At 61.5% G+C, this 13,362-nt stretch carries 14 protein-coding genes; 7 read left to right on the top strand and 7 right to left on the bottom strand.

Going from position 1 to position 13,362, the window contains the following annotated elements; genetic code table 11:
- The first annotated feature begins 183 nt into the window (after positions 1-183).
- Positions 184-639: a hypothetical protein gene (locus G5171_RS11055; protein ID WP_033115559.1), complete on the top strand. Its 456-nt coding sequence runs from the start codon at positions 184-186 to the stop codon at positions 637-639.
- A 187-nt stretch (positions 640-826) separates the two neighbouring features.
- Here the strand turns inward: G5171_RS11055 and G5171_RS11060 are convergent, their stop codons facing one another.
- Complete coding sequence (locus G5171_RS11060; protein WP_421250727.1) at positions 827-1,408, bottom strand: hypothetical protein; 582 nt, start codon at positions 1,406-1,408, stop codon at positions 827-829.
- Between the two features lie 237 nt (positions 1,409-1,645).
- Between G5171_RS11060 and G5171_RS11065 the strand changes: the two genes are divergently transcribed.
- A complete protein-coding gene (locus tag G5171_RS11065; protein WP_421250728.1) occupies positions 1,646-2,797 on the top strand; it encodes an iron-containing alcohol dehydrogenase in 1,152 nt (383 codons plus the stop codon).
- 89 nt (positions 2,798-2,886) lie between these two features.
- Here the strand turns inward: G5171_RS11065 and G5171_RS11070 are convergent, their stop codons facing one another.
- From G5171_RS11070 to G5171_RS11085, 4 genes are all read right to left on the bottom strand, one after another.
- A complete protein-coding gene (locus G5171_RS11070) occupies positions 2,887-3,345 on the bottom strand; it encodes a methylglyoxal synthase (RefSeq protein ID WP_005363178.1) in 459 nt (152 codons plus the stop codon).
- An 88-nt stretch (positions 3,346-3,433) separates the two neighbouring features.
- A complete protein-coding gene (locus G5171_RS11075) occupies positions 3,434-5,539 on the bottom strand; it encodes a DUF885 domain-containing protein (protein WP_421260179.1) in 2,106 nt (701 codons plus the stop codon).
- A 202-nt stretch (positions 5,540-5,741) separates the two neighbouring features.
- Complete coding sequence (gene bfr, locus G5171_RS11080) at positions 5,742-6,221, bottom strand: bacterioferritin (protein WP_042053647.1); 480 nt, start codon at positions 6,219-6,221, stop codon at positions 5,742-5,744.
- A 142-nt stretch (positions 6,222-6,363) separates the two neighbouring features.
- Complete coding sequence (locus G5171_RS11085; RefSeq protein WP_216980044.1) at positions 6,364-6,570, bottom strand: bacterioferritin-associated ferredoxin; 207 nt, start codon at positions 6,568-6,570, stop codon at positions 6,364-6,366.
- Positions 6,571-6,706: 136 nt separating this feature from the next.
- Here G5171_RS11085 and G5171_RS11090 point away from each other — a divergent pair, with 136 nt between their 5' ends.
- Together G5171_RS11090 and G5171_RS11095 are read left to right on the top strand one after the other, a co-directional pair.
- Positions 6,707-7,018, top strand: coding sequence for an HlyU family transcriptional regulator (locus G5171_RS11090; RefSeq protein WP_335828513.1), 312 nt, complete (start codon positions 6,707-6,709; stop codon positions 7,016-7,018).
- Positions 7,015-9,081, top strand: coding sequence for a tRNA(Met) cytidine acetyltransferase TmcA (locus tag G5171_RS11095; protein ID WP_421260180.1), 2,067 nt, complete (start codon positions 7,015-7,017; stop codon positions 9,079-9,081). The genes G5171_RS11090 and G5171_RS11095 overlap by 4 nt, the downstream gene beginning before the upstream one ends.
- Here G5171_RS11095 and G5171_RS11100 read toward each other — a convergent pair.
- Positions 9,068-9,787, bottom strand: coding sequence for an SDR family NAD(P)-dependent oxidoreductase (locus G5171_RS11100; RefSeq protein WP_335828515.1), 720 nt, complete (start codon positions 9,785-9,787; stop codon positions 9,068-9,070). The genes G5171_RS11095 and G5171_RS11100 overlap by 14 nt on opposite strands.
- Before the next feature lie 203 nt (positions 9,788-9,990).
- Here G5171_RS11100 and G5171_RS11105 point away from each other — a divergent pair, with 203 nt between their 5' ends.
- The 3 genes from G5171_RS11105 (at position 9,991) to G5171_RS11115 (ending at position 12,293) form a co-directional block, all read left to right on the top strand.
- A complete protein-coding gene (locus G5171_RS11105) occupies positions 9,991-11,007 on the top strand; it encodes a chemotaxis protein (RefSeq protein WP_100644989.1) in 1,017 nt (338 codons plus the stop codon).
- Positions 11,008-11,181: 174 nt separating this feature from the next.
- Positions 11,182-11,661 carry a hypothetical protein gene (locus G5171_RS11110; RefSeq protein WP_005354955.1) on the top strand — a complete coding sequence of 160 codons (480 nt, stop codon included), beginning with the start codon at positions 11,182-11,184 and terminating at the stop codon, positions 11,659-11,661.
- 17 nt (positions 11,662-11,678) lie between these two features.
- Complete coding sequence (locus G5171_RS11115) at positions 11,679-12,293, top strand: superoxide dismutase (RefSeq protein WP_421250731.1); 615 nt, start codon at positions 11,679-11,681, stop codon at positions 12,291-12,293.
- An 84-nt stretch (positions 12,294-12,377) separates the two neighbouring features.
- Here the strand turns inward: G5171_RS11115 and G5171_RS11120 are convergent, their stop codons facing one another.
- The gene (locus tag G5171_RS11120; RefSeq protein ID WP_421260181.1) at positions 12,378-13,325 is read right to left on the bottom strand and encodes an ElyC/SanA/YdcF family protein; all 948 of its coding nucleotides are present in this window, start codon (positions 13,323-13,325) and stop codon (positions 12,378-12,380) included.
- Between the last annotated feature and the right edge of the window lie 37 nt (positions 13,326-13,362).

The following is a 13,362-nucleotide window of genomic DNA, read 5'->3' on the forward strand; positions in this document are numbered from 1 at the left end:
TCATGATTCTGACGCTGCGTCGGGGCTGTAACCGCTGGCAAGCTTGCCAGCGCGGGGATCTCGACCAATCTAACAAGTTGGCCTGTAACTTGCTGGTTTTATTGTCAAAGGTGGGGCCAGACCCCATACCGCCGCATTCAGTCGGCCCGCTCCGGCGGGTCGGCACACAGAACGGGAGTCTTCATGGATATCAAACCCTACAGCCAGCAGCTTGCCCAGAGCGCCTCCAACAACCGCGCCCTCGCCACCCTCAACAGTGCCAGTAGCGGTGGTCAGGGTGGTGGCTGGGAGGAGATGGTCAGCCTCTCCACCCAGCGCATGACCGGTCAGGCCCAGCAGGTGCTCACCTATGAACATCTGGCCAAGAACAGCAAGTTGCCGCCGGCGCTCGACATGAGCTCCGACAAGGGGGGCGTGGTGCAGCAGCTGGTGGATAAGGCACTCGGGTTTGATCGCAAAAAATTCAACGAGATAGAAGACAAGCTCAAGGCTATCGCCGACAACAAGAAGCTGACCCCGGAAGAGCGGGCTGAGCAGAGCAAGCCGCTCAATGAGCAGAAAGATGCGATGCTGAAAGAGGCAATGGATCGCCTGACCGGCAAGAAGAGCTCATCCAAAGATGAGGCCAAAACCGCCTGAGGGGTTGCCGGCACGACTCAAACGGCAATTCGTGGCTAGGGGGGCAAGCACTTGCCCCTGTCGGGGTTAAGTGAACTGCGCCATGCAACAAGCTGCGCAGTAAAAAAGGGAGGGCAGATGCCACTCCCTTTCTGTTTGAGCAAGAGCGGGGCTGGAACAAGTCAGCCACGCTATCTCTTTTCAGGCGCTATTTCTTTTCAGGCACTATGCCAATCCCCACTGCCTGGGTCTGGACGGCCTTGATCTGATCCCCCTGGGCGATCAGGGCAAGCTGCGCCGGGTCGTGTACCTTGAGCATCAGGGTGTGATCCACCCCTTTGACCGTGATGGTCTGCTGCGCCTTGTCGACGGCGATGACATCACCATAGAGGGTCACTTTTCTGGCCACGCCGGCTCCCGGTTTCTCACCTGCTCCGGCCTTGTCGGCAGCCACCTCCACGATCCGCTGTCTGACGCCCGCCCCGCCCTTGATGAGCTCCAGATCCAGCATCTGCAGATATCTGAGCGCCACCGTATCGCCCACCTTGAGGTTGGCCAGATTGGTGACCTGTTCACCGGCGATGATATCGAACGCTTCACTGGCGGCATTGGTCAGGCTCACCTTGCGACTGGCAATGTCGATGGCGGTCACCTTCGCCTGGGCGTATACGGCCTCCACTATGTTGGCCTTGCCGGGGGCCGTGGCGACGTCGGCGGTGACCTCGGCGGCCTGCGTCAGCGTGGTTGAGAGGGAGAGCAGAGCGGCAATCCATGCATGTTTTAGTTTCATGTGTCAGACCTTGTGAGCAAAGGAGTTGGAAGGGGCAGCGCCGGGATGGAGCAAGGCAGCACTCCCAGCTCCCGAAGAGACCATAGCAAAGCTGCCAGGAGACCATAGCAGAGCCGTCGCTCTTTATTTCGCAGGCAGCCTGCTCAATATGCAATTTGATAGCCGGCTCCCGTTTTTTGACCTGTCGGGATCGTGGGCGCACAATGTCCCCGCATTGATCAAGTCGAGGAGCCCGCCGTGTACAACTTCCAATATGCCAATCCGACCCGCATCTGTTTCGGCGAGGGGCAGATCGCCTGCCTGCCCGAACTGATCCCGCCCGGCAGCCGGCTGCTGGTGCTCTACGGCGGTGGCAGCATCAAGCAGAACGGGGTGTATGAGCAGTTGACCCGGGCGCTGGAGGGGGTGACGTGGCAGGAGTTTTCTGGCATCGGTGCCAACCCCAGATTCGAGCTGTTGATGGAGGCGGTGGCGCAGGTGAAACGCGAGCGCATCGACTTCTTGCTGGCAGTCGGGGGCGGCTCGGTTGTCGATGGCACCAAGTTTGTTGCGGCCGCAGCCTGCTACGAGGGGGATGATCCCTGGGATATCTGCGGCAAGCAGGCGAGCGTGCACAAGGCGCTGCCGATGGGCTGTGTGCTGACCCTGCCGGCGACCGGCTCCGAGAGCAATCCCACCTCGGTGGTGAGCCGGGGAGATGTGAAGATCTCCTTCAGAAGCCCGCTGGTGCAGCCGCAGTTTGCGGTGCTCGACCCGACCACTACCTACAGCCTGCCGCCGCGCCAGACCGGCAACGGGGTGGTGGATGCCTTCGTCCATATCGCCGAGCAGTACCTCACCTTCCCGGTGGGAGGCGAGGTGCAGGACAGACTGGCGGAGGGGCTGCTGCAGGTGCTGGTGGAGAACGGCCCCAAGGCGCTGGCGGAGCCGACCAACTATCAGGTGCGGGCCAATCTGATGTGGGCGGCCAGTCTGGCGCTCAACGGCCTTATCGGTTGCGGGGTGCCACAGGATTGGGCCTCCCACGCCATCGGCCATCAGCTGACGGCGCTTTACGGGCTCGACCATGGTCAGAGTCTGGCGGTGGTGCTGCCCGCCCTGCTGCGGGAGCGGGCTGCGCAGAAGCAGGAGAAACTGGCCCAGTTTGCCGAGCGGGTGTGGCATTCGACCCGCGAGGACAAGGCCCTGCGCATCGAGGAGACGATCATCCGTACCGAGCAGTTCTTCCAGAAGATGGGGCTGGGCACCCGGCTGGCCGACTATGGCCTCAGCGAAAGCTGCATTCCGGCGGTCTGCTCCAACCTCAAGCGGGTGGGGCGCACTGCGCTCGGTGAACAGCAGGATATCGATCCGGATCGGGTGGCGCGCATTCTCGCCCGTGCGCTATAAGCCTGCGCCGGTTTGTTTCCCTGGCTGATTCATTTTCCCAATTAAAGAGGGCCGCTTGTTGCGGCCCTCTTGCATGACGGGTTAGCCGATCACTCGGTACGCGCCTTGAGGTAGCCGGCGTAGTCCGGGATCTGCACGCTGAACGCCTGGCGCATGTGGGGGCTGTCCATGATGAAATCAGCGGTCGCCTCGTTGGTGGCGACCGGGATGTTCCAGACTGCCGCGAGGCGCAGCAGCGCCTTAACATCCGGATCGTGGGGCACCGCATTGAGGGGATCCCAGAAGAAGATCAGCACGTCGATCTTGCCCTCGGCGATCAGGGCGCCGAGCTGCTGGTCGCCCCCCATCGGGCCGGAGAAGAGGCAGGTGATGGGCAGTTGCGCCTTCTTGCCGAGCATGGTGCCGGTGGTGCCGGTCGCATAGAGATGGTGGAGCTTGAGCTCCTCCTTGCGGCGCATCACCCAGTTCAGCAGAGGGGTCTTCATGTTGTCGTGAGCCACCAGTGCCACCCGTTTGTGGGGTGCCATCTCGCGTGCAATCTGTTCCATGGAAATCGTCCGTAGCATTGTTATTGGCAGAGAGCCGTATCCTAATCGAAAGCGGCGCCCATTGCCTTGCCGGGCGCCGTAACTGTGATCACTTCGACTGTTCAATCCACTGCTGGTTCTTCTGCTCCAGCACCGAGATGGGCAGCATGCCGTATTCCAGCACATGGTGGTGGAACGCCTTGAGGTCAAAGCCTGCGCCCAGCGCCTGCTCGGCCGACTCCCGCATCCGGATCAGCGCCAGCTGGCCAGCCTTGTAGGAGGTCGCCTGGCCGGTGTAGGCCATGTAGCGCGGCACCTCGGAGCTGATATCCCCCGCCCCCAGCGCCGAGTTCTCCTTCATGTAGTTGACGGCCTGGTCGTGGCTCCAGCCATACCAGTGAATGCCGGTATCCACCACCAACCGCATGGCCCTCAGCATCTCCTCGTTGAGGCGACCGAAGTACTGCAGCTGGTTGTTGAAGGCGGACGATCCCTCGACCTTCACGTCCCCCACCTCCGGATCATAGAGACCGCGCCCCTGATAGAGCCCCATGTCGTGATCCGCCAGGTATTCGGTGTAGAGCGCCCAGCCCTCCGCATAGGCGGTGTAGGAGGCGTTCGCCACGTACTGCGGGAAGTCGGGATCCTTCGCGGCCAGCTCCTGGGCGATGGTGATCTGGAAGTGGTGGCCTGGCGCCGCCTCGTGGGCCAGCAGGGTGCTGATGTTCCAGCTCTGCAGACCATAAGGGAAGTAGGTGTTGAGGAAGAACTGCCCCTTGCGGCCGGTCTGCGGGTTGCCGTCCTGATACCAAGCCACCCCGCCGTATGGCGCATCTTCATAGGAGACGGGCACCACCTCGTAATCCAGCTTGGGAATGGTACGCTCGGCATCGAAGAAGTCCGGCAGCACCAGCGCCGCCTTGCTCTTGAAGGCGTTGTACTCCTGCAGTGCCCGCTCGTGTTCGGCCAGCGCCTGTTGCTGCGGCCCGCTCAGGGTCGCCCCGGCTGCATTGTCCGGGTTGAGGCCGGCAGACCAGACCGCCAGCGGATTCTGGTAGAAGAAGGCCGGCTCGTTCAGATAGCGGAAGAAGGCGTAGATCTGGCCGCTCTGCTTGCTCTGGGCCACGTCGTCGCTGTCACACTTGCCGACGGTATGGCACACCTTGACCATGGCGCCGAAGATCCGCTCCACCTCGCTCAGCCCCAGCGCATGCACCTGCTCCGGCGTCATGTCGGTGGTGGTGTGCTTCTTCAGCAGCCAGCGATACCAGTCGCGCCCGTTGGTCATGCCGCAGAAACCGTCGTCGCACTCGCCGCTGCCAAGGCGCACCGCATAGGCGCCGCCATGCTGGTAATCCAGGTAGTCGCGCAGCGCCAGATAGCGGCCGTTGATGCTGTCCAGCACCCCCTTGTACTCGCTGCGCAGCGCCTCGTCCGCCTCTCCCGGCAGTTGCTGCCAGCCGAGATAGGCGCCGGCGATCGCCTCCCCATCCAGCTTGCTGTTGAGCTGGGCCAGCAGCCGGTCCACCAGCTCGTCCGGCAGGGTGTTGCCCTGAGCGCTGCCCAGTTCGAACTGGTGCTTCACCTCGGCAAGGTAGCCGTTATAGGCCTTGAGCCAGGTGAGGTGCTCCTGATACCAGGCCAGTGGCGCGGTAGCGGCCCTCGCCTTGCTCACCGGAACCGGGGCTGCGGCCGGGCGATCGATATCGCGCCGCCAGGCGGCATCCCCCGGTGCGACCCGCTCGGCCGAACTCTGCTCGAAGTAGTCGAAGCCACCCTCGACGGTGCGGGCGGCCCTGCCACTGGCCGGGGTGGCCCCCACCTCATCGGCCAGATCCACCACCCGGTTGCGGAAGTGATGGATCGGGATCTGGGACTGGGGCAGATCGTAACCCGCCAGGTTGATCTGCAGATCCCAGCGGATCATGTCGTAGAACAACCGGTCCCGTTCGCTCAGCACGCTCACGTCCAGAGCATCCAGCCGCTTGAGCAGGGCGTTGTCGAGGGCCTTGCGCTTGGCGATGCTAGCGGCATCGATGGCAAAACCGTAGGGGTCGAGCGCCTGGCCTTCGCGCAGGGCCTCGTCCATGGTCTGCATCAGAGAGGCCTTGGCGGCGGCGGGATCCGCCGGGGCGTTGGAGCTGTTGTCGTTGCAGGCGGCAAGAGAGAGGGCAATGGCGCAGGCTAGCGCGAGCTTGTTGGGTAGGAAGTGCATGATGTAGTCCTTTCACATGTTGTTATTGTATGTCCCTGTGAGGGGCTCCAATAGTGCAACTCCCAAGCGTCTGTTTTTGCGATCTGATTAACAAAAATACGCTTATTTTTCATGCTGATAAGTGGTGTGAAAAGCTATGCAGCCAGACATTAAAAAACCCGCCGTAGCGGGTTTTTTAACCGTTTTTTCATGCCATAACTATTCAGGATGAACTGTGGTGCAGTTGCGACTGCTGGTAGTTCTCCAGCCCGATGCGATCGATGAGATCGAGCTGGGTCTCCAGCCAGTCCACGTGCTCCTCCTCGTCTTCCAGGATCTCCTGGAACAGGTCGCGGCTGATGTAGTCTTGTACCGACTCGGCATAGGCGATGGCTACCTTGAGGTCGGGGATGGCATCCATCTCCAGCGACAGGTCGCAGCGCAGCATCTCCTCCACCGTCTCGCCTATGCGCAGCTTGCCCAGATCCTGCAAGTTGGGCAGTCCTTCCAGAAACAGCACCCGTTTGACCAGCTCGTCGGCGTGTTTCATCTCATCGATGGACTCGTGATACTCCTTGTGCCCGAGCGCCTTGAGGCCCCAGTCATCGTAGATGCGGGCATGCAGAAAATATTGGTTGATGGCTATCAGCTCATTGGCCAGTACCTTGTTGAGGTGGGCAATGATCTTGGGATCTCCTTTCATCGACAGTGCTCCTTGGTTCGTGCCTGAGGCTGAGATCCTTAGAGCTTAGTCCAGAAAAGTGACAACAAGAGGTCCAGCGAGCTAGCTCGCCTGCGGAAAGGGATTGAAAAGACGGGCCGGTTTTACCGGCGACAGGCCCTGCTCAGGCCACCTCGTAGTAGAGCGGCGCCTGTTCCAGCTCGGCCTTGTCCAGTTCGGCGGCGATGATCTCCATGGTCATGCGCACGCATTTGCCACACTGGGCGCCCACCTCGAGCGACTGCTTGAGCTGGCGGAATTCGCTTTTACCTGACTGCACCGCCTTGCGGATCTGGGTATCTGTGATGCCGCGGCACAAACAGACGTACATGATGATTACCTCTTGTGGAATGACATGAAATCTAAATGAGAATGGTTCGTAGTGCAAATAACCGTTGGTAATAAGATCCCCCGCTTGCCAGCCATCAACCCCTTGGTGACAATGCCCTGTCACTGAGGAAAACATCATGCTCAAGAAACTGTTCACTGCCCTGTTTGGCGGCCAGCCCGCTGTGGTCGCCGAAGTCACTCCCACCGAATATGCCGGCTATCTCATCTACCCCGAGCCAATGGCGGAAGGGGGCCAGTACCGGTTGGCTGGCCGCATCACCAAAGAGCTGGACGGCGTGCTGCAAACCCACCGTTTCATCCGCTCCGATCTGTTTGTCAATCCGGCCGATGCCGAGCGTTTCATGGTGCAGAAGGCCCACACCTTTATCGATCAGATGGGAGATCGCATGTTCGAGCCCCGCAAACCGGCTGACAGCCAGGCTTCATGACTCTGCAAGAGGTCGCCTTGCTGCGCGAGGCGCTGGCCCGCGCCGGTGAGCGGCGCCTGATCTGGCTGGAGGGGGAGGAGGCCGACTGCATTGCCCGCGCCCAATCCCTGCTCGGTGAGACCGTCTTCTGGCTGGGTGCCGGGCCCGAGTGTTATGCCCCGCAACCCGCCGCCAAGGCGCTGCAGCGGCTCGGTCAGGAGTGCGACACGCTGGTGTTCAACGCCTTCAGCGGCTTTCACCCCGATGCGTTCGGGGCGCTGGCTGGCACTCTATGCGCTGGTGGCTTGCTGTTGCTGCTGACCCCGCCCAGAACACAGTGGCCTGCATGGCCGGATCCTGACCGGATCCGGCTGGTGGCCCAGCCGGAGGAGGCGGGCCGGGCCGGCCACGGCTTTATCGCCCGACTGGTTCGGTTGCTGGAAGGTGATCCAGCCCTCTCTCTGGAGCCGCCGGTTTGCGCGCAGCCGTGGCAACCGCTTGGGCCCGAACGCAGGCTGAGCAGCGATCAGGCACGGGCGCTGCCCGCCATCCACAAGGTGTTGCACGGCCATCGTCGTCGGCCACTGGTGCTGAGCGCCGACCGCGGTCGTGGCAAGAGTGCGCTGCTGGGGCTGGCTGCCGCCGAGTTGCTGCGCCAGCAACCCTCGCTGAACATAGTGGTGACGGCCCCCTCACAGGCAACGGTAGCGACCCTGTTTGCCCACGCCGCTCGCGGGCTAGATACTACGCCTGAACAGCTGACCGGACTGAGCTACTGCTCGCCGGATCGGCTGGTGCACGAGGCGATGAATCCCGATCTGCTGCTGGTGGATGAAGCGGCCGCCATTCCGACCCCGCTGCTCGAGGCCATGCTTGCCCGCCACAGTCGCATCGTGTTTGCCACCACCGAGCACGGTTACGAGGGGACGGGGCGAGGTTTTCACCTGCGCTTCAAGCGTGTGCTCGATAGCCAGACCCCGGAGTGGCAGGAGATCCGCCTCTCTGAACCCATTCGCTGGAGTGAGCGTGATCCACTGGAGCCGCTGATTTTCCGCCTGCTCGGCCTCAATGCCGAAGTCGCAATGCCCTTGCCGCCGACCAGCCCGAGCTGGCGTCTGGTCAATCAGGAGGCGCTGGAGAGCGACGAGACGTTGCTCAACCAGCTGTTCGGCCTGCTGGTGCTGGCTCACTACCAGACTACGCCGAGCGATCTCAGATCCCTGCTGGAGAGCCCGGATCTCGACATCCATCTGCTGGAGCAGGACGAGAGCCTGCTGGGTGTGGCCTTGGTGGCGCGGGAAGGGGAGATAGAGCCCGAGCTGGCCGAGGCGATCTGGGCCGGTCGCCGCCGTCCGCGCGGCCATCTGCTGCCCCAGTCGCTGCTGGCCCACGCCGGTTTCAAAACGGCGGGGGGGCGCAGATACGCCCGGGTGATGCGTATCGCCATCCATCCCGAGCTGCACCGGCACGGACTGGGTTCGCTGCTGCTTGGCAGGCTTGAAGAACATTATCGTCAGGTGGGGATCGATTACCTCGGTTCTGCCTTTTCGGCCAGCGCCGACCTGCTCCCTTTCTGGCGCAAGGCCGGGCTGGAGGTGCTGCGCATCGGCCTGCAGCGGGATGCCGCCAGCGGCTGCCACGCAGCCCTGCTGCTAAAGGCGCTGAAACCCGAGCATGAGACCGAGTTGAATCAGTGGCAGCTGCGTTTTGTACGCCAGCTGCCGACCCTGCTGGCGGGTGAGCTGAAAGGATTGGAGCCCGAGCTGGTATGGCAATGCCTGCAAGGCAGCACCGTCACCGCGGCTGAGCTTGGCGAGTTCGAGCGTGACGAAATTGAGTGCTTTGCCCTGCATCACAAGCCGTTCGAACTGAGCCAATCCAGCTTGCAGCTGTGGCTGGCGCGCAATCTGGCTGTGCTGGGTTCACTGACTCCTGAAGAGCGTTATCTGCTGATTGCCCCCATCTGGCAATATGCCGACTGGGGAAGACTGGCTGCGAGGTTGCAACTGGCGGGCAAGCCCGCCGTGATCAAGAGGTTGCGGGCGCTGCTGGCGCGTCTCCTGATCTCCTCTACCACTCGATAGGTTTGCCCTGCCAGTCGAGAAAGCTCAGCTCGCCATCCGGTTGCAGCCGGCTCATCAGGTTAATCAGATGGTCGGCTACCAGTTCGGGACTCTGCACATTTCCTGGCGGTACATTGGCGTGAAACGGGCGAGAGAGTTGGGTATCCACTGTGCCGGGATGGAAGGCCAGCAATTTGACGCCGGGGGCCCGCCGGGCCAGCTCGATGGCGGCACACTTGAGCAGCATGTTGAGGGCGGCCTTGGATGCACGATAGCCATACCAGCCGCCCGCTCGGTTGTCGCCAATGCTGCCGACACGAGCGCTGAGAACGGCTAAAGTGCAGGGCTCGCGGCCAAACAGCGGTAACAACTGGCTGATCCAGCGCAGCGGCAGCAAGGCGTTGGTCTGGTAGAGGCGGGTCATGGCATCCAGATTGATTGCTTCTAGTCGCTTCTCTGGCTGGATCTCCCCCTGATGCAGTATGCCGTTGCAGATCACCACCCTGTGCGGTTTCGGTGCAAACTCCGCGATGCGGGCTACCGCAGTTGCCATCTGCTCATCGCTGTAATCACAACATAGCCAGTGCAGAGCCGGCGACGAGAGGCCCGCAGGTGCGGGCTGACGGCTGATGGCAATCACTGGCCCGACACCAGCCGCCAACCAATGTGTCACCAGAGCTGCCCCGGTCCCGCCAGAAGCGCCAATCACGATTATGCCTTCACTCATCTCAGGCTCCTTGTGAGTGCATGATGGATTTCACCATCCGCCAACTTTGTCCTGATTGGCAGATACGCTCGTGCCAGCCTGCGGGATCAAGCGGTTAACGCTGCAATCTTGCCGAGATCCGAGCTACTGGGCGAATTCCATTCCTATACTGAGGGAAAACCGCAGCAGAGTGCTGCCTGCGCAACCAGAACATGAGAGTCACCATGATGGCCAAAGACGGGGAAGAGCGTAAATCCATTCTGACCGAGAGCGGCACCAACGAGCTCGAGATCATCGAATTTCACCTCAAGAAGCAGCTGCCGGACGGGCGCGAAAAGATCGCCTACTACGGGATCAACGTTGCCAAGGTGCGCGAGGTGATCCGGGTGCCGGAGACTACAGATTACCCCAATGCCCAGCGCCACATGGTGGGGGTATTCTCCCTGCGGGATCGGCTGATCCCGCTGGTGGATCTGGCGGGCTGGCTTGGCATCAAAACCAACCCGGATCCCAGCCACAAGGTGGTGATTGTCACCGACTTCAACAAGATGGCCAACGGCTTCCTGATCGACAGTGTCAGCAGGATCCACCGAGTCTCCTGGGAGGATGTGGAGTCCCCCAGCCAGTTTCTGGAAGCGGGTGAAAACGACTGTGTGGTGGCCGTGGTCAGGCGCGATGGCAACCTCATCATGATCCTCGATTTCGAGAAAATCATCGCCGACATCAATCCCGAACTTAGCATGGAGAAGTACGACGTCACCCAGGACCGCAAGGTGCTCATCGACGATCGCATGATGGCGCTGCGCCAGGGCAAAACCATTCTGGTGGTGGACGACTCGGCCTTTATCCGCAAGATGATCGAGACCACCCTGCGCACCGCTGGCTACAACGTGATCACGGCCAAGGACGGGGGAGAGGGACTGGAGATGATGACGGATTTCGATCGTCTGGCCCAGGAGGAGAGAATGCCGGTGACCGGCTTCGTCAATGCGGTGATCACCGATGTGGAGATGCCGCGCATGGATGGCATGCACCTGCTCAAGCGGCTGCGGGACACCCCCTCCTACAAGGAGATGCCCATCGTGATGTTCTCCTCCCTGATGAGCGATGACAACCGTCAGAAAGCGCTGCAATTGGGGGCCAACGATACCATCACCAAGCCCGAGATAGGGCGCATGGTGGGGATGATGGATCACATGCTGCTGGGAATTGCCCCGCCTTCGCCCGCCAACAACATCTGACCTGCCATTAACTTCCAATTGGCCGGTCGAATCCACTGACCGGTGCCTCAAGCGGCCACTCCTTGCCAAGGGGTGGCCGCGCTGTTTTGGCTATTTGCTGCGATCCCGACGCCCCTTGTCTCCCGGATACGACTCGTGTAATGATAATTATTATCATTTGTTGGTGTGAAGCATATGACAGCAACCTGGGTGAAGGGGTGGGTCGAGTCGACCGAAGGTGGCAGCAGCATGAGTCACTGGAAACAGCAGACCCGAGAGGGTAATCGGCTGTTTGACTGCGGCGAGTATCATCAGGCGTTGGCTCATTATCAGCAGGCGCTCTGGCTGGCTCGTCAGCAGTTGGTTCAGTGGCACGACGCGGATGAGGCGGTGGCTGCGCTGGTTGTGGCTCACCACAATCTGGCGGATCTGCTGGTGGCCATGACTCTGCCCGATCGCGCCGCCGACCTGCTCTGCTATGTGCACGACTGCCTGCTGGCGACCTGTCACTCCCCCGCTTGCTCCTCTCGCCTGCGAGAGGCTGCATTGCGCCATACCCGCACAACTCGTGCCGAGTTGCTGACGTTCGTACAGCGCCACGGCAGCCACGCCGGGATCATGCGTTCGCTCGGTCACTGCCTGTGTCAGAGCGAGCCCTCATCCCGGCTCCATTAATCCGAACAGAGGTCATCATGAGCCATACTCTGCCAGCCCTGAACTATGCCTACGACGCACTGGAACCCCATATCGATGCACTGACCATGGAGATCCACCATAGCCGTCATCACCAGACTTATATCAATAACCTCAACGCCGCACTGGAAACGGCGCCCGATCTGGCCGCACTGCCGGTAGAGGAGCTGCTGAGCCGCTTCGACACCCTGCCAACCGCCCAGCAGGGAGCGGTCCGCAACCATGGCGGCGGCCATGCCAACCACTCCCTGTTCTGGCTGGTGATGAGCCCGCAGGGGGGCGGTGAGCCGGGCGGTGAGCTGGCTCTGGCCATCGAGCGGGAATTGGGGGGATTCGATGCCTTCAAGCAGGCTTTCACTCAGGCGGCTCTGAGCCGCTTTGGTAGTGGCTGGGCCTGGCTGGTGGTGGACAAGGCGGGCAGATTGCAGGTGGAGAGCAGTGCCAACCAGGATAGTCCCTTGATGCATGGCCATACCCCGATCCTGGGGCTGGATGTGTGGGAGCACGCCTACTATCTCAAGTACCAGAACAAGCGTCCTGACTATATCGCAGCCTTCTATCAGGTGGTGGATTGGGCCGAAGTGGCCCGCCGCTATCAGGCGGCGCGAGGCTGACCTGGTCGCTGGGAATGGGTGTGCAGGCTCACCGCTACAACCCGCGCTGTAATAACAAGACCCGCCAGTTGGCGGGTCGTCTGTTTATGGTGTGGCAGTGCTGACGCTGGCGGCTGAAGGGGTCATCGGCAATGTGGGCAAGGCCGTGCTGGACGCCTCTGCGGCGGTTTCCATCGCGGGTTGGGCGGGAGTGACCAGCTCAGTCGTTGCCGCTGCGGATACAGCAGGAGTGACTTGTTCAGTCACGGCCGAGGCAGATGGAGTAGCTGACTCCGTGGCAACCGCGGCAGAGACTGCCGCTGGCTTGGCCTCATCCACCGCCGGTTTGGGTTGTTTGAGGCAGGGTTGCAGGCTGCCGATGGTGCTCAGTGACTGGCAAGGCACAGGCAGACCGACGGGCACTGGCTCTCCGAGAAATTTGGGCCCCTTGTCCAGCACGTAGAGATCGACCAGCCCCATCAGGCGGGCAAAGACTTCCCGCACCCGGGTGCGGATCCCCTGATAGGCGCTGGGATCCTCGGCATTGAAGCCAACCGCATCGATACCGAAATGGCGGGCGATGAAAATGGCCCGCTCGTTATGAAAGCCCTGGGATACCACGGTAAAGCGCTCCTGACCGAACACCTCCTTGGCGCGAACCACTGAGTCTAGGGTGCGGAATCCGGCGAAATCCATATAGATTGCGGAAGCGGGGATACCCGCCTTGATCAGGGCGCGACGCATCTGGCGTGGCTCGTTGTACTGCACGGTGGCGTTGTCACCGGAGACGATGATGAAGTCCACCTTGGCATTGTTGTAGAGCTCGGCCGCCGCCTTGATGCGGTATTTGAAGTAGTGGTTGGGGCCGCCACCGGAGAGATATTTGGAGGTACCCAGCACCACCGCAACCCGGTTGTAGGGCACCTCGTCCACCTGATCGTAGGTGTAGTGGCGGGCATCCGAGACGATCCATTCGCTATAGGCCAGCACCGAGGCAATCAGTGCCAGCAGTATCAGCAGGCAGGCGAGGAGGATCTTGGCAAACTTCTTCATGCGTGGTGCGGTCAGGGTCTGAAAAGGGGGTGGCTCT

This window comes from Aeromonas sp. 600774 (assembly GCF_049175075.1).
Classification (GTDB): Bacteria; Pseudomonadota; Gammaproteobacteria; order Enterobacterales; family Aeromonadaceae; genus Aeromonas; species Aeromonas veronii_A.

Excerpts from the sequence above, each read along its gene's own strand:
- G5171_RS11055 (WP_033115559.1), top strand. The coding sequence starts at position 184 with ATGGATATCAAACCCTACAGCCAGCAGCTTGCCCAGAGCGCCTCCAAC.
- G5171_RS11060 (WP_421250727.1), bottom strand. The coding sequence starts at position 1,408 with ATGAAACTAAAACATGCATGGATTGCCGCTCTGCTCTCCCTCTCAACC.
- G5171_RS11070 (WP_005363178.1), bottom strand. The coding sequence starts at position 3,345 with ATGGAACAGATTGCACGCGAGATGGCACCCCACAAACGGGTGGCACTG.
- G5171_RS11075 (WP_421260179.1), bottom strand. The coding sequence starts at position 5,539 with ATGCACTTCCTACCCAACAAGCTCGCGCTAGCCTGCGCCATTGCCCTC.
- bfr (WP_042053647.1), bottom strand. The coding sequence starts at position 6,221 with ATGAAAGGAGATCCCAAGATCATTGCCCACCTCAACAAGGTACTGGCC.
- G5171_RS11085 (WP_216980044.1), bottom strand. The coding sequence starts at position 6,570 with ATGTACGTCTGTTTGTGCCGCGGCATCACAGATACCCAGATCCGCAAG.
- G5171_RS11090 (WP_335828513.1), top strand. The coding sequence starts at position 6,707 with ATGCTCAAGAAACTGTTCACTGCCCTGTTTGGCGGCCAGCCCGCTGTG.
- G5171_RS11095 (WP_421260180.1), top strand. The coding sequence starts at position 7,015 with ATGACTCTGCAAGAGGTCGCCTTGCTGCGCGAGGCGCTGGCCCGCGCC.
- G5171_RS11100 (WP_335828515.1), bottom strand. The coding sequence starts at position 9,787 with ATGAGTGAAGGCATAATCGTGATTGGCGCTTCTGGCGGGACCGGGGCA.
- G5171_RS11105 (WP_100644989.1), top strand. The coding sequence starts at position 9,991 with ATGATGGCCAAAGACGGGGAAGAGCGTAAATCCATTCTGACCGAGAGC.
- G5171_RS11110 (WP_005354955.1), top strand. The coding sequence starts at position 11,182 with ATGACAGCAACCTGGGTGAAGGGGTGGGTCGAGTCGACCGAAGGTGGC.
- G5171_RS11115 (WP_421250731.1), top strand. The coding sequence starts at position 11,679 with ATGAGCCATACTCTGCCAGCCCTGAACTATGCCTACGACGCACTGGAA.
- G5171_RS11120 (WP_421260181.1), bottom strand. The coding sequence starts at position 13,325 with ATGAAGAAGTTTGCCAAGATCCTCCTCGCCTGCCTGCTGATACTGCTG.